The organism is Oceanobacillus sp. MO10714A (assembly GCF_037072045.1).
Classification (GTDB): domain Bacteria; phylum Bacillota; class Bacilli; order Bacillales; family Amphibacillaceae; genus Oceanobacillus; species Oceanobacillus indicireducens.
This window is the reverse complement of the sequence record NZ_JAXHDC010000001.1, coordinates 393,187-417,997: the sequence shown is the minus strand read 5'-3', so window position 1 is coordinate 417,997 and position 24,811 is coordinate 393,187. Positions and strand designations below refer to the sequence as shown.

At 36.9% G+C, this 24,811-nt stretch carries 34 protein-coding genes, 1 other RNA gene and 1 pseudogene; 12 read left to right on the top strand and 24 right to left on the bottom strand.

Annotated elements, in window-relative coordinates; translation table 11 throughout:
- The first annotated feature begins 73 nt into the window (after positions 1-73).
- The 7 genes and pseudogenes from ptsG (at position 74) to SPD53_RS02345 (ending at position 6,211) form a co-directional block, all read left to right on the top strand.
- Positions 74-2,101, top strand: coding sequence for a glucose-specific PTS transporter subunit IIBC (ptsG, locus tag SPD53_RS02375; protein ID WP_336251551.1), 2,028 nt, complete (start codon positions 74-76; stop codon positions 2,099-2,101).
- 495 nt (positions 2,102-2,596) lie between these two features.
- A pseudogene (locus SPD53_RS02370) lies at positions 2,597-2,819 on the top strand (hypothetical protein).
- Between the two features lie 316 nt (positions 2,820-3,135).
- Positions 3,136-3,570 (top strand): nucleotidyltransferase, encoded by a 435-nt coding sequence (locus tag SPD53_RS02365; protein ID WP_336251550.1) that lies wholly within the window; start codon positions 3,136-3,138, stop codon positions 3,568-3,570.
- Between the two features lie 50 nt (positions 3,571-3,620).
- Positions 3,621-3,884, top strand: a complete 264-nt coding sequence (locus SPD53_RS02360) for a hypothetical protein (protein ID WP_156858092.1) — start codon at positions 3,621-3,623, stop codon at positions 3,882-3,884.
- An 85-nt stretch (positions 3,885-3,969) separates the two neighbouring features.
- Positions 3,970-5,007, top strand: coding sequence for a DUF2332 domain-containing protein (locus SPD53_RS02355; RefSeq protein ID WP_336251549.1), 1,038 nt, complete (start codon positions 3,970-3,972; stop codon positions 5,005-5,007).
- A gap of 150 nt (positions 5,008-5,157) precedes the next feature.
- A complete protein-coding gene (locus SPD53_RS02350) occupies positions 5,158-5,670 on the top strand; it encodes a GNAT family N-acetyltransferase (RefSeq protein ID WP_156855835.1) in 513 nt (170 codons plus the stop codon).
- An 88-nt stretch (positions 5,671-5,758) separates the two neighbouring features.
- Positions 5,759-6,211 carry a GNAT family N-acetyltransferase gene (locus SPD53_RS02345; protein WP_336251548.1) on the top strand — a complete coding sequence of 151 codons (453 nt, stop codon included), beginning with the start codon at positions 5,759-5,761 and terminating at the stop codon, positions 6,209-6,211.
- Between the two features lie 218 nt (positions 6,212-6,429).
- On the opposite strand, the gene SPD53_RS02340 is transcribed toward SPD53_RS02345, so the two are convergent.
- From SPD53_RS02340 to SPD53_RS02290, 11 genes are all read right to left on the bottom strand, one after another.
- A complete protein-coding gene (locus SPD53_RS02340) occupies positions 6,430-6,669 on the bottom strand; it encodes an indolepyruvate ferredoxin oxidoreductase subunit alpha (RefSeq protein ID WP_156855837.1) in 240 nt (79 codons plus the stop codon).
- Positions 6,670-6,776: 107 nt separating this feature from the next.
- Positions 6,777-6,980: a DUF6501 family protein gene (locus SPD53_RS02335; protein ID WP_156855838.1), complete on the bottom strand. Its 204-nt coding sequence runs from the start codon at positions 6,978-6,980 to the stop codon at positions 6,777-6,779.
- Positions 6,981-7,031: 51 nt separating this feature from the next.
- Positions 7,032-7,994 (bottom strand): peptide-methionine (R)-S-oxide reductase MsrB, encoded by a 963-nt coding sequence (gene msrB / locus SPD53_RS02330; RefSeq protein WP_336251547.1) that lies wholly within the window; start codon positions 7,992-7,994, stop codon positions 7,032-7,034.
- Positions 7,995-8,073: 79 nt separating this feature from the next.
- Positions 8,074-8,493 (bottom strand): VrrA/YqfQ family protein, encoded by a 420-nt coding sequence (vrrA, locus tag SPD53_RS02325; RefSeq protein ID WP_336251578.1) that lies wholly within the window; start codon positions 8,491-8,493, stop codon positions 8,074-8,076.
- A gap of 388 nt (positions 8,494-8,881) precedes the next feature.
- A complete protein-coding gene (locus SPD53_RS02320; protein ID WP_156855841.1) occupies positions 8,882-9,094 on the bottom strand; it encodes a YozE family protein in 213 nt (70 codons plus the stop codon).
- Between the two features lie 26 nt (positions 9,095-9,120).
- The gene (gene tatC, locus SPD53_RS02315) at positions 9,121-9,885 is read right to left on the bottom strand and encodes a twin-arginine translocase subunit TatC (protein WP_156855842.1); all 765 of its coding nucleotides are present in this window, start codon (positions 9,883-9,885) and stop codon (positions 9,121-9,123) included.
- A 106-nt stretch (positions 9,886-9,991) separates the two neighbouring features.
- Positions 9,992-10,168, bottom strand: a complete 177-nt coding sequence (gene tatA / locus SPD53_RS02310) for a twin-arginine translocase TatA/TatE family subunit (protein ID WP_156855843.1) — start codon at positions 10,166-10,168, stop codon at positions 9,992-9,994.
- Positions 10,169-10,183: 15 nt separating this feature from the next.
- Positions 10,184-10,393 (bottom strand): twin-arginine translocase TatA/TatE family subunit, encoded by a 210-nt coding sequence (gene tatA / locus SPD53_RS02305; protein ID WP_156855844.1) that lies wholly within the window; start codon positions 10,391-10,393, stop codon positions 10,184-10,186.
- 77 nt (positions 10,394-10,470) lie between these two features.
- Positions 10,471-10,968 carry a dihydrofolate reductase gene (locus SPD53_RS02300; RefSeq protein WP_336251546.1) on the bottom strand — a complete coding sequence of 166 codons (498 nt, stop codon included), beginning with the start codon at positions 10,966-10,968 and terminating at the stop codon, positions 10,471-10,473.
- 16 nt (positions 10,969-10,984) lie between these two features.
- Entirely contained in the window at positions 10,985-11,941 is a 957-nt protein-coding gene (locus SPD53_RS02295; protein WP_336251545.1) for a thymidylate synthase, read from the bottom strand.
- 43 nt (positions 11,942-11,984) lie between these two features.
- Positions 11,985-12,590: an HD domain-containing protein gene (locus SPD53_RS02290; RefSeq protein WP_336251544.1), complete on the bottom strand. Its 606-nt coding sequence runs from the start codon at positions 12,588-12,590 to the stop codon at positions 11,985-11,987.
- Positions 12,591-12,899: 309 nt separating this feature from the next.
- Between SPD53_RS02290 and SPD53_RS02285 the strand changes: the two genes are divergently transcribed.
- The 4 genes from SPD53_RS02285 (at position 12,900) to SPD53_RS02270 (ending at position 15,773) form a co-directional block, all read left to right on the top strand.
- On the top strand, positions 12,900-13,100 hold the full coding sequence (locus SPD53_RS02285) for a cold-shock protein (protein WP_156855848.1): 201 nt from the start codon (positions 12,900-12,902) through the stop codon (positions 13,098-13,100).
- A 301-nt stretch (positions 13,101-13,401) separates the two neighbouring features.
- Positions 13,402-13,545 (top strand): cytochrome c oxidase subunit 2A, encoded by a 144-nt coding sequence (locus SPD53_RS02280; protein ID WP_156855849.1) that lies wholly within the window; start codon positions 13,402-13,404, stop codon positions 13,543-13,545.
- Positions 13,546-13,563: 18 nt separating this feature from the next.
- Positions 13,564-14,067 carry a cytochrome B5 gene (locus tag SPD53_RS02275; protein WP_156855850.1) on the top strand — a complete coding sequence of 168 codons (504 nt, stop codon included), beginning with the start codon at positions 13,564-13,566 and terminating at the stop codon, positions 14,065-14,067.
- Positions 14,068-14,123: 56 nt separating this feature from the next.
- Positions 14,124-15,773: a b(o/a)3-type cytochrome-c oxidase subunit 1 gene (locus tag SPD53_RS02270; RefSeq protein ID WP_336251577.1), complete on the top strand. Its 1,650-nt coding sequence runs from the start codon at positions 14,124-14,126 to the stop codon at positions 15,771-15,773.
- Between the two features lie 129 nt (positions 15,774-15,902).
- Here the strand turns inward: SPD53_RS02270 and SPD53_RS02265 are convergent, their stop codons facing one another.
- The 7 genes from SPD53_RS02265 to SPD53_RS02235 form a co-directional block, all read right to left on the bottom strand.
- Entirely contained in the window at positions 15,903-17,402 is a 1,500-nt protein-coding gene (locus tag SPD53_RS02265; RefSeq protein ID WP_442946192.1) for a carboxypeptidase M32, read from the bottom strand.
- Positions 17,403-18,539, bottom strand: coding sequence for a THUMP domain-containing class I SAM-dependent RNA methyltransferase (locus tag SPD53_RS02260; RefSeq protein ID WP_336251543.1), 1,137 nt, complete (start codon positions 18,537-18,539; stop codon positions 17,403-17,405).
- Positions 18,540-18,666: 127 nt separating this feature from the next.
- An RNA gene (rnpB, locus tag SPD53_RS02255) (RNase P RNA component class B) lies at positions 18,667-19,042 on the bottom strand.
- Between the two features lie 68 nt (positions 19,043-19,110).
- Positions 19,111-19,425 carry a cell division regulator GpsB gene (gene gpsB, locus SPD53_RS02250; protein WP_156855853.1) on the bottom strand — a complete coding sequence of 105 codons (315 nt, stop codon included), beginning with the start codon at positions 19,423-19,425 and terminating at the stop codon, positions 19,111-19,113.
- Positions 19,426-19,730: 305 nt separating this feature from the next.
- On the bottom strand, positions 19,731-19,931 hold the full coding sequence (locus SPD53_RS02245) for a hypothetical protein (RefSeq protein ID WP_336251542.1): 201 nt from the start codon (positions 19,929-19,931) through the stop codon (positions 19,731-19,733).
- A 304-nt stretch (positions 19,932-20,235) separates the two neighbouring features.
- Complete coding sequence (locus SPD53_RS02240) at positions 20,236-20,892, bottom strand: hypothetical protein (protein ID WP_336251541.1); 657 nt, start codon at positions 20,890-20,892, stop codon at positions 20,236-20,238.
- Entirely contained in the window at positions 20,873-21,559 is a 687-nt protein-coding gene (locus SPD53_RS02235) for a DUF3800 domain-containing protein (protein WP_442946193.1), read from the bottom strand. The genes SPD53_RS02240 and SPD53_RS02235 overlap by 20 nt, the downstream gene beginning before the upstream one ends.
- A 208-nt stretch (positions 21,560-21,767) precedes the next feature.
- Here SPD53_RS02235 and SPD53_RS02230 point away from each other — a divergent pair, with 208 nt between their 5' ends.
- Positions 21,768-21,962, top strand: coding sequence for a hypothetical protein (locus SPD53_RS02230; protein WP_336251539.1), 195 nt, complete (start codon positions 21,768-21,770; stop codon positions 21,960-21,962).
- A 26-nt stretch (positions 21,963-21,988) separates the two neighbouring features.
- Here the strand turns inward: SPD53_RS02230 and SPD53_RS02225 are convergent, their stop codons facing one another.
- The 6 genes from SPD53_RS02225 to SPD53_RS02200 form a co-directional block, all read right to left on the bottom strand.
- Entirely contained in the window at positions 21,989-22,147 is a 159-nt protein-coding gene (locus SPD53_RS02225; protein ID WP_336251538.1) for a hypothetical protein, read from the bottom strand.
- Positions 22,148-22,417: 270 nt separating this feature from the next.
- Complete coding sequence (locus SPD53_RS02220; protein WP_336251537.1) at positions 22,418-23,260, bottom strand: N-acetylmuramoyl-L-alanine amidase; 843 nt, start codon at positions 23,258-23,260, stop codon at positions 22,418-22,420.
- A 123-nt stretch (positions 23,261-23,383) separates the two neighbouring features.
- On the bottom strand, positions 23,384-23,776 hold the full coding sequence (locus tag SPD53_RS02215) for a phage holin family protein (protein WP_336251536.1): 393 nt from the start codon (positions 23,774-23,776) through the stop codon (positions 23,384-23,386).
- Between the two features lie 73 nt (positions 23,777-23,849).
- A complete protein-coding gene (locus tag SPD53_RS02210) occupies positions 23,850-24,107 on the bottom strand; it encodes a hypothetical protein (RefSeq protein WP_336251535.1) in 258 nt (85 codons plus the stop codon).
- 63 nt (positions 24,108-24,170) lie between these two features.
- Positions 24,171-24,428, bottom strand: coding sequence for a hypothetical protein (locus SPD53_RS02205; protein ID WP_336251534.1), 258 nt, complete (start codon positions 24,426-24,428; stop codon positions 24,171-24,173).
- A complete protein-coding gene (locus SPD53_RS02200) occupies positions 24,403-24,810 on the bottom strand; it encodes a hypothetical protein (protein ID WP_336251533.1) in 408 nt (135 codons plus the stop codon). The genes SPD53_RS02205 and SPD53_RS02200 overlap by 26 nt, the downstream gene beginning before the upstream one ends.
- Position 24,811 lies beyond the last annotated feature (1 nt).

Below are 24,811 nucleotides of genomic sequence, written 5' to 3'. Positions count from 1 at the left end.
TCTTTTTGATATCTTCTAAACTTATGCCTGTTTTTTATTAGCTTAAATTAATAAATAGTGGAGGAATAGGAAGATGTGGAAAAAGTTTTTTGGTGTTTTACAGAAACTTGGTAAGGCATTGATGCTTCCGGTGGCGATGCTGCCAGCAGCTGGTTTGCTGTTAGGGTTAGGAAATGCGGCGCAACAGGATGCGATGTTACAGCTTTTACCGTTTCTTGATGCAGATTGGATACAATTATGTGCTCGCGTGATGGAAGATGCAGGGAATATTATTTTTGCTAACCTGGCACTTATCTTCGCAGTCGGAGTTGCAATTGGACTTGCAGGTGACGGTGCAGCAGCACTTGCCGCCTTAGTCGGATACTTGGTAATGAATCAGGTGATGGGGTCATGGTTAGGCCTATCAGCTGAAACGGTTGCATCAGAACCAGGATTTGCAAGTGTACTAGGAATCCCGACATTACAAACCGGGGTATTTGGCGGGATTATTATCGGTTTAATAGCGGCTTATGCTTATAATCGTTACCACGATATTGAGATGCCGTCCTTCTTAGGATTCTTTGCTGGTAAACGATTCGTTCCGATTATGACAGCAGCCCTTTCATTCATTGCAGGATTGTTGATGCTGCTTGTTTGGCCTCCGGTTCAAGACGCGATGAACAGTGCATCACTATGGTTGATTGAAGAAGGAACATATATCGCAGTTTTTGCATTTGGGTTTATTAAACGTTTATTGATCCCGTTTGGTTTGCATCACATATTCCATGCGCCATTCTGGTATGAATTTGGAAGCTATACAACGGCGGCTGGAGAAATTGTACGCGGAGATATGACTATTTTCTTTGCACAGCTAAGAGATGGTGTTGAAATAACTGCCGGTAATTTCATGGCTGGTGAGTTCCCAATCATGATGTTTGGACTTCCAGCTGCGGCATTAGCAATGTACCATACAGCACGCCCGGAAAAAAAGAAACTGGTTGCTGGTTTACTCGCTTCAGGTGCGTTAACCTCTTTCCTAACAGGAATTACGGAACCACTTGAATTCTCATTCATGTTCTTGTCACCAGTCCTATTTCTAATTCATGCGGTACTTGATGGATTATCTTTTGTGCTTATGACGTTTTTAAGTGTTAATATTGGTTATACCTTCTCTGGTGGGGGAATAGACTTCTTCTTATTCGGAATCTTGCCAGGCCAAGAACCTTGGTGGTTAGCTGTTATTGCAGGTCTTGTGTTTGCTGTGATTTATTACGTGATTTTCCGTTTTATGATTCAGAAATTTAATCTCAAGACACCTGGACGTGAAGCGGATAATGGCGAAGATGAGGATGAAGGTACTGGTAATGATCAAAATAGTTTACCTGCCCAGGTACTTGAAGCAATGGGTGGAAAAGAGAATATTGCCCATTTGGATGCATGTATTACAAGACTTCGCGTATCTGTTAACAATCAAAGTGAAGTCGACAAAGAACGTTTGAAAAAGCTTGGTGCTTCTGGTGTATTAGAAGTTGGAGAGAATATACAAGCTATCTTCGGTCCACGTTCAGAGATTATTAAAGGTCAAATGCAAGATATTATGGCAGGTAAAACACCGCGAGTAGAAGAAGAACAAAAGAAAACAGACACTAGCTCGACTAGCCCTGTTCAGGATGAATCATTTGTTTCCCCAATGACGGGTGAAATCAAACCGATTACTGACGTACCTGACCCTGTATTTGCAGGGAAAATGATGGGGGACGGATTTGCCATTCTACCAACTCACGGTACAATCGTTTCGCCTGTGAACGGGAAAATTGTCAATCTGTTCCCAACAAAACATGCAATTGGCATTGAATCCGATTCTGGACGTGAAATATTAATTCACTTTGGAATCGATACGGTGAAGTTGGAAGGTAAAGGCTTTGAAGCGCTTGTCGCGCAAGATGATGAAGTCAAAGTAGGACAGCCTTTATTAAATGTTGACTTAAATTATGTAAAAGAAAATGCACCATCGATTATAACGCCAATCATTTTTACAAACCTAAAAGACGGTGAAACTGTAAGTTTAACAAAACAAGGTAATGTAGAAATTGGTGATGAGGAAATTATTGAGATTCAGTAATACGTATGAGAACCCCGCTTTGTATTTGATGGCAAAGCGGGGTTTTTTGCATGAGCAGATGGTTATGGTGCGCAATTCCTGAGTGGCGTGCGAGTTTGTACGGTAATGGTGCACAATTAATGGGATAAAATATTTAAACCCTGAAGGACTTGAAATGAAGAATTACAGGAAGCAGTTGTATTAAAACAAATAATAAATAACAATAACGTATTAAATGAGGATATCCACTCAATTAAACTGTATAATGAGCAATTAATAAAATTAATATCTAACTTGCACAAGGATTCTATTTCCTATAAAATAATAATTGTCAAAATCTTGTCATTCTAGAGAGAGGAGTGTTCCCCCATGAAGAAAAAATCACTTGAGTTTTTACCTATTGTATATGGATACTCCACTGCTGTTTTTCTAGAAGTCTCTTTCTAAGGGTAGTATGTCTAAATTTGATCTCCTGGAGAAACGGCAGAAGAAACTTCTAAATGATGAGGTGAATAAATGGAAAACGAAAAAATTACGAGAAAAAACCCACCCAATATGCCTGTACCAATCGGTAATTACAGTCATATTACAAAAATTCCAAAGAATGCAGAGTTTTTTATATTCAGAGTGGGAACAATTATTTAGCAAAAATTATCCGGCAATGACGATTGGAAATATTACTGAATTAGGTTTACCTGAAATGAAAATTGAAATTGAAATTTGGGCAGCTAAAGTATAAAATTCAAACACACTTCACCACAACCATGGAACTCCTGAAACCAAGCGATTCCATGGTTTTTATTACGATCTGCGTGATTATATTTCTAGTGATGAAATTGAATGGGGAAGATGTAGAAAACTTGGATTTTACAGACAGCGTATGTTAATAATGTTCTAAATGAAAAAGTGGATAATAAGGTAAATATCAAAAAGAGGGATGAGAATGGGGGATCTTAACAGATTAGAACCAGTTAAAGCTGCACAAAAATTTATCAAAAACTATTTTCCATATTGCGATGGAGCTTTATTAGCAGGAAGTACCATCACTGCCACGAATGGTTTCAGAAGGTATCATACTTAAAGATAAGGGGGTGATTAACTCCATCAAAAGGGAAGCAAAAGAATTATTATCGAAAGGTCCGGAAAAGTGGTCAACTGAGATAATCAATACGAAGCGATACTTTATTACGGACACCCTTGATGATTTTATTGGTTGTAATAATAGAGCAGAAGGAATTTTCATTGCTAATACGCTCGCAGAACTTGTTAGTGAATTTGTATTACGAACTAATAATAAGTGGCTTGGTGCTTCTAAATGGATAGTACGTTCATTAAGAGAATACGATACAAACTTTGCCGAGCAATTTGTTGAAGCATTTGATATATTTTATAGAAGTAGTTCAAAAGATAAAGTAATTAAGTTAGTTGATGAAATTTTGAAACCCTATGGAGGACGGTTATTCGATGGTTTTTCTTTAGGTAAAAAATAACCGCCATTAAACAAATAAGCGCTTTAGAAGACCTTGATGGTAATGAGGATTTGGAAGATATTTTAGATTGTTGTGGATGGATAATGAAAATTATAGTTAGGGCTGGACTTGCCCTTGTGATAGATAGAGAAAATCAATATACAAGAGACCTGTACCCAGCATATAAAATATTTTCTAAACATTATCCAGAGAAGGAAGCTCAAATGAAACAAGCACTTAAATATGCTATTGAGCCAGTTATAAATGCTGATGATGTCATTGCCTTTTTAGATGATTTTGGAAATTGGATGATACTAGAATCGAAAAATGGTTAAAAGCTCATAATCCTAAAAAAGTAAAAAATTTGCAGCTATTAAATGAAGATGATCTTACTGCTGACTGCTAAAAGGAGGACTTTATTTGTTTCTTAAAGATGTTTTGTCCCAAACCTTTTTGGCTTTTGCTGAAAAGGAATGTAAGGGATCTAGCTTATTATACGAACATTTGTCCATTAAAATTGCCGCAGATGATGACCTTCTTGAAGTATGTAGTCACGCACGAGAAGGGCAACCTATTCCCAACCTCTTTTTTGGTGCAGTGCACTATCTCTTATTAAAAGGAACGGAACATCCATTAAAAGAGTATTTTCCGAGTATCGTAGGTAATACAAAATCATATAAAGGATCATTTGAATTCTTGAAGGATTTTTGCTTTAAATATCGACAAGAAATGGAGTCAATTCTTAAAACTAGGCTTGTTCAAACAAATGAAGTAAGGAGATGTGCTTATCTTTATCCTGTTTTTTGTACGGTTTACGAGAAAGCAAGGAAACCATTAGCACTAGTCGAAATCGGAACAAGTGCGGGATTACAGCTTCTTTGGGATAAATATTCCTATTCATACGGGACAAATAATATTTATGGTGACAAAGATTCAAAACTTACTATTACAGCAGAAATAAGTGGAGAAAACATTCCAAACCTGCGTGTCACACCGCCGCCGGTCTCTACTAGAATCGGATTTGATTTAAATACAATTGATCTAAATGATGAGGAAGAGAAATTATGGCTTAAATCCTTAATATGGCCCGAGCATAGAGAGAGGTTGTTTATGTTTGAAGAAGCTGCAGGTTACATGAAGGAATATCCTGTACGCTTGGTGGATGGAGATGGAATAAGTTTATTATCCAAATATGTTGAAGAGGTCCCGGAAGACAATGTGATTTGCATTTTTCATACTCACGTAGCTAACCAAATACCAAAAGAAAAAAATGATCAATTATTGCAAACCATTGAAACTATTGGTAAGAAAAGAGATGTATTCCATATCTACAATAACATTCAAGATAAATACTTACATCTAGATTATTATTTGGATGGTGTTGAGTATCGAAATACGATTGCGAAAACCGATGGGCACGGTAGGTGGTTTGAATGGTTATTGAAAAATGAAATGTAGTAGAAATTTAGAATTCGACGTCTTTATAACGTGCTTATATAACGAACAAATAAAGTTATGAATGAGAAAATCATCGGGGTTATAAACTTTATAACGAACAAAAGGGATATAAAGCTAAATATATGAAAAGTAAACGAGGGGGTGGTTAAAGTGAAAATACTTGAAACGAAGAGACTGTATTTAAGGGAAATGGTTTTAGAAGATATAGAAGAGTTATCAAAGGTTCTTTCTGACCCTAAATCGATGCAACACTACCCAGAGGCATTTAGCAAAGACAAGGTGGGAAAATGGATTCAATGGAATATTGATAACTATAATAAATATAACCATGGATTATGGGCTGTAATCTTAAAAGGTGGAGAAAATTTCATTGGAGATTGTGGAATTACCATGCAAATAATTGAAAAAGAAACAGTACCGGAGCTTGGATTTCATATTATAAAGGACTATTGGAATAAAGGATATGCAACAGAAGCCGCACTTGCATGTAAGGAGTATGCGTTTAGGGTATTAAATTATCCCAAGCTTTTTTCGTATACTACAGCTCAAAATATTCCATCGCAAAAGGTAGCGGAAAAAATAGGGATGCAGAAATATAAGGTATTTGAAAAAAATGGAGAAAAACAAATTGCTCAAGTAGCCGTTAATACTTTGAATCAGTAAATTTGCTCAAATAGGATATTTAAATGCATGTAGCATCTATCTAAGATATTCATGCAAACTGTTCGGCATTTAAATGGGAGATGAACATATGAATATTAATTCTATATCAATTAGAAAAATGAAACATACTGATTATGAGGTAATGGCTCAATGGCTAAGTACAAAAGAGGTTTTAGAGTTCTATGGGGATGCGAATTCTCCATTTACATTGCAACAAGTTAAGAATAAATATGAACCAAGAGTGAATGGTGATATACCTGTAATTCCTTATATCGTTGAGTTAGACAACACTCCCATTGGTTTTATGCAACAATATAAATTAAATGAGGAAAAACAAAAAGAATTTGGATATCCTAAACATTCAACTGTTTATGGAATTGATCAAGATGTAGATATGATTATTTTAGACCCTGCTGTTTCCAATGTTAGGGCAATAAGGTGTTATGAAAAATGCGGATTCAGAAAGATTAAAAAAATTATTAACAATGATAAATTATTTAAATATAACTTTAATGTCGTATCAGAGAAACAAGGGGAATAGATATTAGTTTTACTTCATATCTTTTTTCCTCCTCTAGTTAACATAATATAAATTATGAGAAGCTACATTAAAAACAGCATTTATTATCTCAATAACAAAGTATACTCTTGATAGTGAGATATTTTAACAAAAACTACGAAATGTACTTAAATCAAAAAACCATGCAAATGATATGCACGGCTTTTTTGTGTAAAACGATTTAAATACAATTGTTTTTCTTATCTGTCCTCATAGAACTGGCGATTGAGTGTAATATACTCAGATTCTGATTCCGGAACTTCATCCTCAATGAAAATCGCTTCCACCGGACAAACTGCTTCACAGGCTCCACAATCTATACAAATATCTGGATCGATATAAAACATATCTTCGCCTTCTTCAATACAATCAACTGGACAAACTTCAACACATTCGCCAGCTTTTTCAGTTTTACATGGTGATGTAATTACAAATGCCAAATCGAACGCCTCCTTTAGCAGCTAAGTTTTACCACGTTAATTATACATGAACCCTTGCTAACGAACAAAGATTATTAGAGTTTAAACAACTCTAGGCCGTTTTGAAATTAAATTTCTTTAAAATAATCCTTTAAAAATCCACCAACTCGGTTGCTATTGTCGATAATGAAGTAAAACTCGTCTGTTTCATTGATTACATCATAAACTTTTCCCGCGGTTAATTTATTATGGACAACGAATTTTGCTGCATTTGTATGAACGCACTCAATTTGTTTAATTGCTGCTCTTTTTTCCCAATCTAAATGAATCATATTCTACTCCTTCTTAGTTTACATAATAAAGTTATCGTAAATTTGTGGTTTTTACTCATTGAATAAATGTAAATACTGACCGTATCCTTCTTCTTTCATCTTCTCTTTAGGTATAAAACGCATTGCTGCGGAATTAATACAATATCGTAATCCGCCTGCCTCGGCCGGCCCATCTTCAAAAACATGTCCTAAATGGGAATCAGCAGAGCCGCTTCTCACTTCCGTACGGATCATGCCATGGGATGTATCCATATTTTCTTTTATTTCATATCGGTCAATCGGTCGTGTAAAGCTTGGCCAACCACAATTTGCATCGTACTGATCTTTCGACGAGAATAACGGTTTTCCGGATATGATGTCTACATATATTCCATCTTTAAAATTATTCCAGTACTCATTTTTAAATGGCAACTCCGTACCATTTTCCTGAGTTACATGATACTGTAATGGTGTTAATTTTTTCTTTAATTCCTCTTTGTCATACGTTTCTTTCCAATTGTTATTAATAAAATCTTCTCTTCCTGAACCTTTTTTGTATAAACGATAGTGGAACGACTGTTTCTTATAATAATCCTGGTGTTCTTCTTCTGCCGGATAGAACGTCTTAGCTGGAAGTATCTTTGTTACAATCGGCTTGGAGAATTTCCCACTTGCCTCAAGCGCCTGTTTTGATTCTTCCGCAATCGCCCTTTGTTCTTCATTGTGATAGAAGATTGCTGTTTGATACGATTCCCCTCTATCATTGAATTGTCCACCTGGATCAGTCGGGTCAATCTGTTGCCAGTACGTTTCTACAAGTTCTTTGTATGGCATCAATGCAGGGTCAAATGTAATTTCAACTGCTTCGACATGCCCTGTTGTATTGGAACATACTTGTTCATAGGTAGGGTTTTCCACATGACCACCTGTATATCCTGAAACGACACGTTCAATACCCGGGCGGCTGTCAAAGGGTTCAACCATGCACCAAAAACAGCCGCCGGCAAACGTAGCTTTTTCTAAAGAATTAGACATGAATTATTCCTCCAGTGCTCTAGTGATAATATCTATTTTTCCGTTTTTTTATTTAAAATGCAAGTATACTGCATATTTTTCATATATAAAGCTTTGGAGTTGATAAACCAGTTCTCTTTTCAACTTTCTTTTCTACCTTTTCCGTTGCTATATCTTTTTCTTTTTCATTTCCTTTTTCTTCACCTGTACCCTCTGCTTCCTTTTTTTCCTCCCCTTTCTCCTCTTCGGGGTCATCGATATTTTTAAAGGCTTTTACCATCCGATACATAGCTGGTAAATTTTTTAACATTGGCCCGTACTCCTTAATAATTGGTGTCGTCGTTTCTACGACTCTTAAAACCTGCTGTATATTATTCAGTATACCCGAAAAACCACTAATACCTTTACTGATTTGAGGATTATTTAATAAATTTCCCGAAGTTAGTTGCTGCAAGCTTACGGGAAAACGGCTGCGTCGCACTGGAGGTTGTGGGGGATTTCCAAACAAAAAGGAATTCATTCCTTGAGGTGGTTGTTGCCTATAATGGTAATTCAGGTTTCTTTGTCTTGGTCCGAGCATCTTCTCACCCCTGCCTTCTATTGCTTACTTTTATAATGTACGTAACACCTGATGAAAAAGTGTAGGCAATATATTATTTCCCGGGCAAGCGCAGGAATCAGCATAAAATTGCATGTTTGCAGTGTTTTCTTCGGTTTCTTTGACGAATCCTGTCAAATAAATTTCAAACAAACGTTTGATTTAATATATTCTGTCCATCCACACCTGTATTTACCATTGAGCGCAAACGAATCAAAAAAGAGGATGGAACTGTTCTGCACCTTCCTTTTCCGTTCCCTTACAAAAAATTGCATTAAAAAATGAGGCTGATCATTCCCTAGCCTCATTTTTATCTATTATGATATAAATCCCATACTTCATCAAACGTGCGAAGTGCGCCTGGAAATGGACTATTCCACTCCAGGTAATCACTTATTTCATTGTAATCATCCGAATGCTTTGGGAAATCGTGCTCTCGAAAAACCCACTCGGCCAACTTACATTTGTCATCGGGAACTTTCATCCCGCGGAAAGTCATCAAATGCTGATAAAATGTCTTCAAGAAAACACCTCAATCTATTCTTCTCATCAGGTTGATGAATCATTTTGGTTCATAAATTCCTCATGTTTTTTTAACTTTCTCTTATACACTATCTTAGATAACTGCACGCCTATTTCGTAAAGAAGAATTAATGGAACGGCTACAACGAGCTGTAAAACAAAGTCAGGAGGTGTGATTAACACTCCAATTATGATCAAGCCGAAATATGCATATTTTCTATTTTTAATCATGAAGTCTGGAGTAAGTATGCCTAGACTCGTTAAAAACATAACAATAATCGGTAATTCGAACAGTAAGGCAAATGGTACTGTAACTCGAAATAGGAATGAAAAATAGCGATCGACTGTAAACATAATATTAAACATTCCGTCGTTCAACGATAACAGGAATGGCATAATCAGTTCTACGAAAACAAAATAGCCAAAGATAAGTCCGCCAATAAATAAAAGAAATACTACCGGTATATAACCGATTGTCGCTTTTCTTTCGTGTGGAAGTAAACCAGGCTTAACAAAGGCCCAAATTTGATACGTAAGAAGTGGAATGGTTCCAACAATCGCAACCAGCCCTGCCATGGAGAAATAAATCCAAATAATTTCTGTTGGACTAATTGCCGTTAATTCCAAGTCTATATCGTTAACAAAAAACCAATAAATATCTCTAATGTAGATAAATCCAACAATGAAGAAACCGATAAAGAAAAGTGCGGTAACGATTAATCGGTTACGCAGTTCAGAAAGATGGTCAACGAGATTCATCTCTTTTTCTTCAATTTGACCTTTTTTTGCCATTTAAGAAACACCCCTAATCGAAAAAACACATAAAAGAAGATGTAAGGTAAAATAGAAACTTACATCTTCTTTTATCCGAAATTATTTTTTGAATTGGAATAATGTATTACTGTTTATTATTCTCTTCATCTTCAGTTTCAGTTAATCCCTTTGTTGCATTCTTAAATTCTTTCAGTGAATGCCCGAAAGCTTTACCAATTTCCGGAAGTTTATTTGGGCCAAATACAATAAGAGCAACAATTAAAATTAATATTAATCCAGGGATTCCGATATTACTTAGCATGTTCCTTCACCCCATTTATTTGGACTTGGTGTCATCATTCACAATGGATTTAACTTCTTTTATTTCATCTGTAACACCGCTAGTTAAATCATTTGTGGACTTCTTAAATTCCCGTAACGTATCACCAGCAGCCTTACCAATTTGTGGAAGTTTATCTGGTCCGAAAACAATAAGAGCAACAATCAGAATAAGAATTAATCCTGGAAACCCTATATTTGCCAGCATGTTTATCATCTCCGTTTTAAGTATAAGTCTATGATGCTAACCATTAGTATATAGCATTAGAAGAATCTGTACAAGTTCTATTCCTTATTCTTCCGTTCATAAACAAGATAATAATAATCATAAGGGTTCTTTTCATCTTTCTTCCCTTTCGTTTTCCCGGTTAATTCCCATTCATCTAAGGAAATGGATGGGAAGAACGTATCTCCTGCAAAATCTTCATCAATCCATGTAATGTATAACCGGTCAGCAAAAGGAAGTACTTGCTTAAAAATATCTCCTCCACCAATCACAAAATATTCTTCTTGCGGATTGTCATCATTCCATGTTTTGATTGGTTCCAAGTCACGGATCACTTCGACTTCTTCTGGAAATTCATAGTTCCCTCTTGTAAGGACAACATGCTTCCGATTCGGTAAGACGCGTCCAATCGATTCAAATGTTTTTCTCCCCATAATGATCGTGTGACCTGTCGTTGTTTCTTTGAAATAACGTAGATCATCCGGCAAATGCCAAGGTAAATCATTGTCGGACCCAATTACATGATTACGGTCCATTGCTACGAGTAAGGAAATCATCGTTAACTCCCCCTTTCTATACAGCAATCGGAGCTCTAATAGCTGGATGCGGATTATAGTCAATTAATTCAAAATCGGATAGTTCAAAATCAAATACCGATTGCTTGTCCGTATTCAATTTCAATTTCGGTAACGGACGTACCTCCCTTTTGAGTTGAGTCTTCACTTGTTCCAGATGGTTGGAATAAATATGAGCATCTCCAATCGTATGGACGAATTCTCCTACTTCCAAATCGCATTCATGGGCAATCAAATGCGTCAAGAGCGCATAACTAGCGATATTAAATGGTACACCTAGGAATGTGTCTCCACTGCGCTGGTATAATTGGCACGACAATTTGCCGTCTGCTACATAAAACTGGAATAGTGTGTGACATGGTGGTAAGGCCATGAATGGAATGTCTTCCGGGTTCCATGCGGACACGATATGTCTGCGTGAATCGGGATTATTGCGGATCGAGTCAATGACATCCTTCAGCTGGTCAATCGCTTCTCCTGATTTTGTTTCCCAGTGACGCCACTGCTTACCGTAGACAAATCCTAAATCACCGTATTTACTTGCAAACGCATCGTCGGTTAAAATTTTTTCCTTGAAAGTTTCCATTTGTTTTTTGTATTCTAAATTAAAGGCCTCATCCTGTAAACTACGATGACCGAAATCCGTCATATCCGGCCCATCATAATCGTCACTCTCCACCCACTTTTCAAAAGCCCATTCATTCCAAATATTATTATTGTTTTCTAAAAGGTAACGGATATTCGTATCCCCTTTAATAAACCAAAGCAGCTCAGAAGCAATCAGATTAAAGTTTACTTTCTTCGTTGTAAGTAATGGAAAGCCTTCACTTAAATCAAAGCGCATTTGGTGACCGAAAACAGAGTATGTACCTGTTCCCGTCCGGTCCGCTTTCTTATTTCCATTTTCTAAAATTAAACGGCATAAATCCAGATATGCCTGTTCTCCTTGTACCATGTCGATACCCTCCCATTGTTAATATTCCCCTTCTTTCTCCCATCTATTTATCTGTTCCCCACTCTTTATGAAACTGATCTAGAAATAAAAGCATCCAGCGATGGCGTTCCATTGCAATCTGTTTTGCGTAAGAAGTATGGAGCTTATCTTTTATTTTCAATAATTTATCATAAAAATGTTGGATGGAAGTATGCGGATTACCCTGTTTATAGATCAATTGATTGTTCGCTCCACCATACTGGAAAGTCCGTGCAATCCCAATTGCTCCGATAGCGTCCAGCCGGTCAGCATCTTGTACAATCTTCCCAGTCCAAGTAGCAGGTGTTTTTCCCTCTTTAAAAGAAATAGTTGAAATAACATGATTGATATCATGTTTCGCTTGATTATGGATGGAGATATGATCTAAAAATATATTCATTTCATTAATCGCTTGGTCTGGGTCTGAGAAGAGTTTACGGTCCCCAACATCATGAAGCCATCCGGCAGCCTCACATAAGAAAGGGTCACGGCCTTCTTCTTTTGCGATTTTCTTTGCCATTAAAGCAACACGTCGCATATGTTCATAATCATGTCCTGTTGGATCATTATGGAATAACTGATATGTAAATTCACGAATTTCGTTTAATTGCTGCTGTTGGATTTCGTCCATCCTCTACCCCCTTTTTTCTATATTACTTTATTTTGTATAGGAATGCATTTGATTCATTCGTTTTTCCGACAAACTAATATTTAAAAAGATTCAGAAAAAAATACTGTAAATTTCTTGACTAGTCTAATTAAATGAGTTATCATAGGTTCAACAAAGCAGAAGTACGGATTCATTAAACACAAGACAGCTTCCAAAGAAGTGGGTGTAATTGTAATCCTACTCTCTAGAAAGCTGTCTCTTTTAATGTTTTTTGGCCTCTACTTTGTATTATAACCACGTTTTACGTGAAAGGTTTTAGGAGGAGTTTACATGCAAAACGGAGTAGTAAAATGGTTCAACGCAGAAAAAGGGTTTGGATTTATTCAGCTGGAAGAAGGAAATGACGTCTTCGTACATTATTCAGCAATCCAAGAAGAAGGTTTCAAAACGTTAGAGGAAGGTCAAGAAGTTTCCTTTGAAATCGTTGAAGGCGAACGCGGCCCTCAAGCAGCTAACGTAACAAAATTATAAAAAATTCCTAAGCAGTATTCGTAACAGAATACTGCTTTTTTTGTTTTCCGGAATCCTGAAAATCCTCAGGATTCTTTTTTATCCTCACTTTTTAGACTTTTCTAAATTCGAGTAGTCTATTAGCTAAACTTCACACAACGTTCAAATACTTTTATAACTAAAAGGTTAGTAAAATCGTTATTTCAAAGAGTATGCGAAGTATTGAACATATTGTGAAAAGTATCTGGAAGGGATAAATTCTATTTTCATTTTGTGTATGATGAAAATAGCAGCACATCAAACTTCTAGGAGGGGTGAAGGAATGAATACTGAAAAGAGAAAGCAGTTGAAATCCAGTCCAGAAAGTGAACCAAATCTAAAAGGAACGCTTATCTCCGTTTCTGTTTTAGGAGTTGTTATCTTAGTAACTTGGTTTGGAGTATTGATGCTATACCTTTCCAGATAAAAAAAGGGAGTGATACAGATGCATTTACACAAGTATGAAAAGTATTGGCTTGGGCTTGGGATAATTGGCCTTATCGCATTCTTATTAATTTTAGGTTTCGGAGCCTTTTATCTAGGGACACACCCACAAAGCCATGGTGAGTTGATTGATCCTGAAAATTTGGAGATGAATGAAGCTTTCCATGAAGAAAATCTTGGCTTGACCAAGGTCGATGAAGGCAGATACGTGTTAAATGTGGTTGCCTCTGCTTTCAATTATAATCTCGGTACAGATGAATCAGGCGCACCGATAAGTCATATCGAAATACCTGCTGGTTCGAAAGTGCTCGTCCAGGCTACGAGTCCAGATGTCGTTCACGGTCTAAATTTCGCTGGAACGAATATCAACATGATGGTTGAGCCCGGTTATGTAAGTGCTTTGGAAGTACAGCTTGATAACCCAGGAGAATACACACTCGTATGTAATGAGTACTGTGGTGTCGGTCATCATATGATGTTTGGGACAATGGAGGTCGTTGAGTAATGGAAACAGCAACAGCACCAGCTAAACAATCTAACGTTTTCAGTAATAAAGGAACAATGGAGCTTCGTTTATCGAAAAATGAACGCAGACTTGTCATGTCCTATATGTATGTCGCATTTATTTCCTTATTTATTGGTGGATTAATGGGATTATTACAAGTACTTGTCCGTTCCGGTAACTTTGAATTGCCTTGGGGAATTAATTATTACACGATCCTAACTGTTCATGGCGTTATTCTAGGCCTAGTACTTACAACTTTTTTCATTATTGGTTTCCAAAATGCCCTAATGGGTAAAACAGTAGGATATTCTAAGAAACAATTGAACTGGGCGTGGATTGGCTTTGCCGTCATGACAATTGGTATGGTTATAGCTGCAATCACCATCTTAGTAGGTAAAGCTAACGTACTTTATACCTTCTATGCTCCACTGCAAGCGCATCCTGCATTTTATACCGGGATCACACTTGTAGTTGTCGGCAGTTGGATTAACGCATTCGTCAATTTCCGTCAGTTCTATTTGTGGAAGAAAAAACATCCAGATGAAAAATCACCACTGCTTGCCTTTATGGTTGTCATTAATATGCTTATGTGGTTGATTGCAACACTTGGAGTTGCTACAGCAATGCTCGTTCAATTTATACCTTGGTCACTTGGTTATAAGAACACAATTAATGTATTACTAAGCCGTACCTTATTCTGGTATTTCGGTCACCCGCTTGTTTATTTTTGGTTATTGCCGGCATATATGGCTTGGTATGCAATTATTCCGAAGATTATCGGAGGGAAAATTTTCAGTGATACACTAGCAAGATTTTCATTTATTCTATTCTTGTTCTTCTCTATCCCAGTTGGTCTGCACCATCAGCTGACAGAACCAGGACTGGACTCAACATGGAAGTTTATTCAAGTCATCTTGACATTTATGGTTGTCATCCCAAGCTTGATGACTGCCTTCTCCATGTTTGCGACGTTTGAAATTACGGGTCGCAAAAAAGGATACGGGGGATTGTTCGGCTGGCTCAAACATTTGCCATGGAGTGATGTAAGATTCCTCGCACCATTTATCGGAATGCTCGCATTTATCCCAGGTGGAGCCGGTGGAATTGTTAATGCTTCTTATCAAATAAACACACTTGTTCATAATACGATTTGGGTTACAGGACATTTCCATTTAACAGCAGCAACGACAGTAGTGTTAACATTTTTCGGGATTGCTTATTGGCTCATCCCCCACTTGACGGGACGTAAGTTAACAAAATCAGTGAACCGTCTCGGAATTATTCAAACGATCCTTTGGACAGTCGGAATGCTGATTATGTCAATATCTATGCATATCCAAGGTTTAATTGGTGGACCGCGTCGTTCCGCCTACTCCGATTACGGGGGGACGGCACAGGCTACAGAATGGGGAGCATATCAGATGGCTCAAGCAGTCGGTGGTACGATTCTTTTCATTGCGATCGTATTAATGGTATACATTTTCGTTAAAATGATTTTCTTCTCTCCAAAAGGAGAAGAAGAATTCCCGATTGCTCAGGAAGAAGACAATGCAGAACCAACGCCAAGATGGACAGAGAACTGGAAGTTGTGGATTGCCATTACGCTTGTATTGATTCTCTTTGCATATACAGTTCCGATAATGGATGTCATTCAAAATGCACCTCCAGGTTCAGCACCATTCGATTGGCCAATTGGAAATAGCTAATCAACATAAGAGGACAAAGATTCATTAAACGAATCTTTGTCCTTTTTGGCAGCTCTAGTAATAATTCCGAGCTATGCTTGACTTTTCGTTCATAATTTAATACAACGCTCGTGATAGTTTCCCATGCAATTAGAAATTATATATCCGGCTGTATTTTTCTGTTAGGTAATTAACTAAATGTGTCGGGTTTAAAGATTCATTGGTGATGTCCTGTAGCAGCTCCAAGGGCTTTTTCATTTTGCCATATTGATGAATATTTTCTTTCAGCCAATTCGTAATCGGAGACAAATCGCCAGACTGCACAATCGAATCTACATCCATCTGCTGGTTCAACGTATTGTAAAATTGCGCAGCATACATATACCCTAAAGCATAAGACGGGAAGTAGCCGAAATCTCCACTCGACCAATGGATATCTTGTAACACCCCTTCTCCATCATTCGCGGGCTCAATACCAAGATAATCAACCATTTTCTCATTCCATAAGACAGGAAGATCTTTCACTTCGATTTCTCCATTAATCAACGCTTTCTCCAGTTCATAACGAACCATAATATGGAGTGCATACGTAAGCTCATCTGCTTCAATTCTGATTAATGTCGGTTTTACTTCATTGATCGCTCGGTAAAATTCATCAACATCCAACTCTTTGAAAAAATCCGGTGCGAAGGATTTAAACTTCTCATAGTTTGCCTTCCAAAATCCATCGCTTCTGCCGATCAAGTTTTCCCAGAATAATGATTGCGACTCGTGAATGCCCATGGATGTTCCGGTGGCAAGTGGTGTGTGGGCAAGCTGTGGATGGATATTTTGCTCGTATAAAGCATGACCACCTTCGTGAATAATTCCAAACACTGCCATGCGGAAATCATTTTCGTCGTATCTCGTTGTAATCCGAACATCGTGCAGATTTAATGTAATTTCAAACGGATGAATCGTATCATCTAATCTTCCCGCTTCAAAGTCATAGTTCATCTGCTTTAATACATCAATTGCAAAGTTACGTTGTTGTTCTTTTGGAAAATAACCAAGTACAATGGACGAATCAACATTAGCCTTACTATTATTCACTTTTTCCCGTAACTGAGTTAAGGATTCACGTAGTGCTGGGAATACTTCATCGAGCGTTTTTACGGTCATGCCTGGCTCATATTGATCTAATAGAGCATCATAAATATGGCCTTCGTATCCCCAATAATTCGCGAACCTTTTATTGAATTCCACTAACTTTTCCAAATAGGGCTGGAATAATTGGAAATCAGCTTTCTCCCTGGCTTCTTGCCATGCTGCTTCAGCTTGTCCTTGTAAAGTGACATATTCCTTGTACTCGGCTTGAGGAATCTTATGGTTCCGTTCATAATCCAATTCACATTCTTCAACTGCTTTTTGAATGACTTCATCATCCGTCTTGTTCTTTAGTTCGTCAATGAATTGTTTCATTTTATCAGATGTCTGCATCTCATGAACTTTAGCAGAAAGAATTCCAATTGCTTTTGAACGGGATTCAACACCTTTTTTTGGTATTTTCGTCCGTAAATCCCAATGGGCGAGTGAAATTAATTCATGATAAGCATCAATTTCTTGTAAGTATGCCAGAAAATCTTTTTCCAAATTGCTTTTAGTCATCATTTATTCCCCCTTTACTTTTTTACCAAAATATTGATAATAATTCGTTTGGATAAAACCATTGAATAACTTTCTCTTCTTCGTTGCCTGCTGACCATATTGTTTTTCAAATGTCTCAAATGCTGTAATGATATAGACACTCCAGGATGGATAGTTCCTCATCACTTGACCAAGGTCATTATACATCTGAATGACTTCATCCCGCTCATTTAGCCGTTCACCATACGGCGGGTTACTTACCAAATATCCATTTTCCTTCTGTATAGACAGATCTGCTACTTGCATTTGTTTCCATGTTACAAGATCGCTTAGCCCCGCTTCAATTGCGTTTTCACTTGCTGCTTGGATCATCTTATGACTGATGTCAGAACCTGTTATATCTAAAGGCTGATCATAGTTGGCAAGATCTTCAGCTTCTATTAAAGCTTCATCCCAAAACTTGCTTCTAATCCATGACCATTTTTCTGAAACAAATTCCCGGTTAAAACCTGGTGCGATATTCTGTCCGATAAGGGCTGCCTCAATTGGAATGGTTCCCGAGCCACAGAACGGATCGATAAACGGCTCATCCGGCTTCCAGTTCGTTAATAAAACGAGGGCTGCAGCAAGTGTTTCTTTTAAGGGAGCTTCCCCTTGTCCAACCCGGTAACCGCGTTTATGAAGACCTGCTCCAGAAGTGTCTAATGTTAATGTCGCCACATCATTCAACAGGGAAATTTCTACTTTAAATAATGCTCCTGTTTCCGGCATTTTAGAGACCATGCCATATTTCAATTTCAATCGCTCTGCAATTGCTTTCTTCACGATTGCTTGACAGTCTGGAACACTATATAACGTTGATTTAACGGATTTGCCACTTACAGGAAATTGTCCATCCTCTGCAATATAATTCTCCCAATTTAATGCCTTCGTTCCCTCGAATAATTCATCAAATGTTTTGGCTTCAAATTCACCTACGATAATTTTCACACGGTCTGCTGTACGCAACCATAAATTACAGCGCGGGATTGCAGAAATAGGAGCTTCAAAGATCACTTTTCCATTATCTACTTCTACTTCATAGCCTAATTGCTTAACTTCCATTGCGACAATTGATTCAAGTCCCATCGCTGCTGTTGCAAGTAATTTCACCTTTTGCATACATGATAATTCCCTTCATTTACAGATTATTTTTAGTGTACCATATCAAAGTAAATAAAAAACCTATTTCAGCTACAAAATGTAGCTGAAATAGGTTTTATCATTTTTTATGGAAGACCGTTGAATACTCGATAAGCCATGTTCTGTCCCGCTGTACTGCAAACGGCGGTCTTTAACCTCGTACATTGGGTGTAATCATCTATCTACAGACAAATGTCTGTCCCTCTTTCGGTTCAATTCCCTAATCAAGAGTGCCCCTACCAAAGTTTGGGTTGCTCACTCGTGGGGTTTACCTCGTTCCACCTGAATTGTTTCCAATCCAGCTCCGTCTCTGTGGCACTTTCAAGGAGTGTCTTCCTTATCGTTAGACTTAGGAATTTCTCCTGCCGTTAACCAAATTGGCTACCTTGACTTATCGTTTCGTCAAGCACGAACACTACAAGCATCTCAGCCTGTGTGAGCATGGACTTTCCTCTGCGCAAACGCAGCGATTACATGAGTACTCAACTACCTGCTTACTTTATTTTAGCATAAGATCATCAGAAAGACAATGCACGGCAGTACTTACCAACTATTCCTCAGAGTTGGAGACTTTCTTGCCAAAAACTGCTTTTTCAAGATTGGACAAGCGTTTTAACACATCATAATTCACTTGTGTATTCTGTTGCGGAGCACGTGTTCTCGTATGCTGTTGTTCCACAGAAGATTTCTTTAGTCGATCATTTTCTTGTTGCAATCGCTGGATTTCTTGTTGAAACGCGTCATAATCTTGAATGACAACATCTAAAAATTCATCTACTTCCTTTTGGCTGTAACCACGGAACTCTGCTTTAAAATCTTTTTCATAAATATCTTTCGCATTTAATTGGATTTGATCGAAACTCATCTCTATCACCTCTTATTTTACGATTTTCCAGTTTCAATTATATGATATTATTTGGTTATAGATTCATTACATTATATATCATAACACATTCGCTTATCAATGGTTATTATTTAAGCGAATGAAGTCAGGATGTATCAATGTTTCTAAGGTTTTAACATTTATGTGGTTATTAAATAAATGTATTTAAAACTATTCATTTGGGGGAGATTTGGGGGAGCTTTGGGGGAGCTTTGGGGGGTATATAATTTCAAAATAAATCGTGGACAGGTGCTTAAAAAACTAGACCGCTAACCCAGCGGTCTTTTCTAATCTATCCAAACACCAACAATCGCATCCAACGGCAACTCCATCCCCTCTAATCCTAAATAATTATTCAGCGGATCAACAGCCAATAACTTATCTCTAACTTTGTGATAATCGTGTTCTTTAAAATACTCAACCTCAATCGTCAAATCATCTTTAAGAGCAAATTGTAGCTTTAATAATTTCCGCCAATAGTTGTTCATCGAGCACCGGCTTTTTCCTCCGTTCCTTTTGGCCTCACATTTCTTTCAATAAATTTGCTTACTCAAGAAGCATCATTGATATCCATTGGATTGTTCCTCTGTCGATTACCATTATTACCTCCCTTTCTAATAACATAATTTGATTATGCAGGAACGTTTATTCTCTAACAAGGTAATTTTTTTATTTTTTTAAGATTATGTTTGACAAATTAAGTTTATGGTGATAATTTATAAGTAGCTCATCTACCAAGATGTAGAAGGAGACCGCTGGACTTCGCAATGCGATAACCAGCTTTTTTTATGTTTAATTAGCAACTTCAATTGTTTCTTTTGCATATCTTACATAATCTTCTTTGAACTGTTCTTTGTTTCTCTTTGTAAAAACAGGGTATGCACTGATAAAATTATATTTCTGCGTATATCCTCTCTTTCTATCCTCTTTAAGTATTATTACATAATCGACAATGCCGGATTCATACCTAATGAAATGTTTATAAATCTTATTCTTGTGCCTATCAGTTGTAGGTTTTGTCCAAACAGTTATTCCTTCATCTTTGGTATTTGCCAAATTAATAATCTCTGGTATCCAATGAATTCTAGTCATTCTATATAAACATTCTGTTCTATTTATCTTTTTGAATTCAGTATGTGAATTTGTTAAGTTGCAGTACGTCTTGCACAAAGAGTATGTCTTATCATTATTACATGGAAATATTGTATAATTATGCTTATCTTCAATCGAACATATGTGAAGAAATCTTTCAGGGTATTTAAGTCTATTTCCATTTCCAAGATGAAACCTGTTCATATTAAAGAATATAAATTTCTCATTGTATAGAGCCCTAGCATCTTTATCCATAAATATAGTTGCAAAATATTCTTCTAAATTCTCCAGCATTTCAATAAAAGTGTCTCCCGTCAACACAAGCGGAGAACTTAACTTACCGTATATTCCCGACATTTTGAGGCCTCCACACAAATAAATTAAATTTATTAGTATTACGGGAAGTTGTGTGGTCAAGTTTGATATTATATTGATCAATAATCTTTTCAACAAGCATTTTTTTAGCAGGACTCGCAAATTTACCTCTAAATAATCCTCTATGATAATAAGATAGTACACCGATTAAAAGGTCACATAGTTGCATAACCTCTGATTCATTAGAATGGATTTGCTTTATATCTCTAACAACTCTTTGGCTAAAATCATAATGGCTATTACTCAAAACCTTATGTAATTCAGATACTTTTTTGCCACCGTTTGTATCCTTAATATCTATAAATATTTTATACTTCTCCTCCGGGCGAATCATTGGATTTAATAAGTAATAATACATTCTGTAGTACCAATCATCATACGTGTTTCCAAATTGTTCATGGTCTAATGTTTTCTTGTTAGTAGAGACAATTCCTCTAAAACTCAAATATTCATTTTCAAAGAAATAATCTATGAGTTCGGAATAAAAATCCCATTTCGCCTTAGAAACCTTAGTCCACTTAATTTCAAACCATGAACTAAGATTATGTCTCTCTTTTATATTTCTAATATCAACAAATACTTCTCTTTTCATAAACTCCGGGACGGATAAACCACCGAGCACCATAACGTCAGATAAATCATTCTCCAAGTGACAACTCTCATCACAATATATATATATCATTATTACACCTGCCTAATTTGATGTTTCGAGTTTATTTCCTATTATTCTATCATATATTACAATGTACCTACAATGAACTAGTTACTAAGTGAATTAGACTTACATATCTAAATTGCTATCGAATCCCCCCTTTCTTAAATTTGTTTCGATTGTATGGTTAGGAGGGGATTTTATTATGAGATCTAAAATACCAGGACATTTAGTAAACGGTTATCAGTGGAGTAAATGGGCTGATTATGAAAATTATGTATTTGATGATGAAAAAGCAAGCGGTGCTTTTAGTGGGTTTAAGGATACGCCCAGTAAAGAGGAGTGCGACAAATTATGTGCAGCCCTATCAGGAGAAGTTACTGTGTATAAAATGGCTTGAAAGAAAAACAGCCTCTCAACCGGAAATTAGTTGAGAGGCTTTTTAACTTTAGTAGGGTCGGTTACAACAATGACAGAATTCTCTTTTATGCCTTCTGTTGTGATTGTGTTTGTAACAGCGACACTCCTCATGTCTTCTCTTACAGGAATGACAATGATCATGCTTCTCTCTAGAACAATGTTCATGCCTCTTTTCAAAACATTCATCATGCTTCCTTCTATGGTCGGAATAACACATAACTTATCCCTCCTCTCACATTTAACATATGCGTTTTGAAAAGAGAAGGCTGGACAAAGTTACATAGTAGGAAACACAATTTTGCTGTTGCTGTATTTCGCAGAACATTGCAATTAATAGTCCATAATGTTGAAAAGAAGAAATTAAATAAGCCCAGGGTTTTCCACGCCCTGGGCTTTAGTGTGTTTCCTACATAATTATAACACCTTAATTACACCTTATTTAACTCTCAAACGCTGCCCCGGCTGAATAACATCACTAGTCAAGCCATTAAGGCTCTTGATAGCATTTACAGTAGTATTATACTGTTGAGCGATTCCCCATAAGGTTTCTCCACTTTTTACAGTATGGTAAACAGCACCGCCACCACTGACAATTAACACTTGTCCAGGATAAATATCATCAGATGTCAACCCATTTAAATCTTTAAGTTGCTGTACAGTCATGTTGTGGGCTTGAGCAATACTCCAAAGAGTATCCCCTTTTTTAACCGTGTACGTATTACCTCCACCGCCGGACTTTCTTTTCAATCCTAAGGCTTGAGCAATTCCATTTGCATGTCCCAATGCAATACGATTCAGGTATGCATCTGATTTGAGTTTATTTGCGTCGGCTACTGTATCAATAAAGCCATTTTCGGTTAACACAGCTGGCATACTTGACTCTCGTAACACATGGAAATTCGCACGTTTCTTCCCGCGATCTGCAAAATCGACCTGTTTCATCACTTCTGCATGTAACTTGTCACGGTACGCTACAGTGTTGCTGGATACACTACCGTTGTAAATATAATCTTCATATCCAGTTCCGCCGCCAGCATTGATGTGGATAGATACAAAAAAGTCAGCTCCCCAACTATTTGCATCATTTGTACGCTGGACAAGGCTCTTGGTAGTATCGGTTGTCCGACTCATTCGGATGCTATGCCCTTCATAATCCCGATTCAAAATATCGCGGACTTTTAGAGCGATTTTTAACGTTACATCTTTCTCCTTAAGTCCATTGGCTTGTGCTCCTGGGTCAGTACCACCGTGTCCTGGGTCTAAATAAATTTTACTCATTACAAATCTCCTCCTAGAATTTTTTATTATTAAAAAAGTGGCTTGCCCATTTGGACTAGCCACTTGATTAATCAGTTATTTTATAAAGTGTGTCATTAAAATCAAAAACAACTTATTAGGTGTTTACTTCTCCTTTTTGTCAAAAACATTTTTAAAGAACTCAATAAAAGGATCCATGCTCTTGTCATCCTCGGCCAGTTTAAAATGATTTAATACCGAATTAATTTCACTCAATAAATACCCTAAATAAAGTACATACAGCGCACTGATTCCCAGTGGCTCTGGCATCAATAAGGCAACCGGGATTGAATAAACAAGTAAAATAAATAAAAGCAACTTTCGGGCTATCCCAAAAATTGCTTTAGAACTTGAAAAATCTACTCTTGGATTAAACTTAGCGTTAATCCAACCGACAGTAAAGTCGATAATATTCGCCCCCATAATTAAAGCTAAAATATAAATTAATTTTGTGTTATCTGATTCCAAGAAACGCTGCAACCATTCTATCATTTGCATCTATACTCACCTTTCTTTGTAAAATTATTTTTATTGTATTTATCAAAAATTTAAGCACCCCCATTTGGAGTGCTTAAATTTTTTCTAAGGTTATTGAATTACCGCTGATATTTGTTACCATAAAATCACCCGCAAATGAAGAGTCTGTATTTTCACCTTTAAATTGGATGTGTTTTATTACGGTAGTGTTCCTTATCATTTTAGTAAAAATATGCGTTATAGAGTTTTCTCCCGCGTCAATGATTATGCCTTTTGAGATCCTCGAAAATTGACCTTCACCGACATGTTCAACTTCGTTCACAATAACCTTATTAAATCTTTTAAAAGACATTTTTTCCATCCCCTCCTATCTACCTATTCGACAAGAGGGGGAAAAGTCCTTCTTTTTATTCGCTTATTCCGTCAAACTTTGCTTATATTCGTTTAAATCCTCAACATAACCCTTGGCTTCTTCAATCTTTTTATCGACAACAAAAGTCCGCAAACCATCTGGTTTATCCTTATTTTGCTCATATTGCTCTTTGGTAATTTCAATCGGATCGTTACCACTAATCTTAAATCCATTCGCTATATACTGTAACTCTACACCCGTATATCCTTCGCTGTAACCATTAGCATACTTAAAATTAATTCCCGTTATTGTCACCCTCATCATTATCCTCTCCTTTTTCTAAATTAAATGCATCATATAAAACAGAAAGAGCGTAAGCATCGTTCCCAGAGAACTCCTGCTCACACTCTTCGCTTACTAACTCTTCAATTTTTGATTTGACTACATTTAATGGCTTTAGCATGTTCCCGCCTTCGACAACCACTGAATCTTCAAAGTAAGCCTTTAATTCTTTCTCGAGCTTTTTCGGATCATCTTTAAAATCTTCACGGATTGTTTTCTCACCTTCAATCACGGTATCCAATTCTTTACCAAGATAGTTCGTGAGCTTAGAGCGCATTACACTCTTCAATCCTTTAAAATTCTCCCGTTCCAGGAAACTAATTACCTTACTTAAATCAATATTTCTAATTTCAATTTTCATA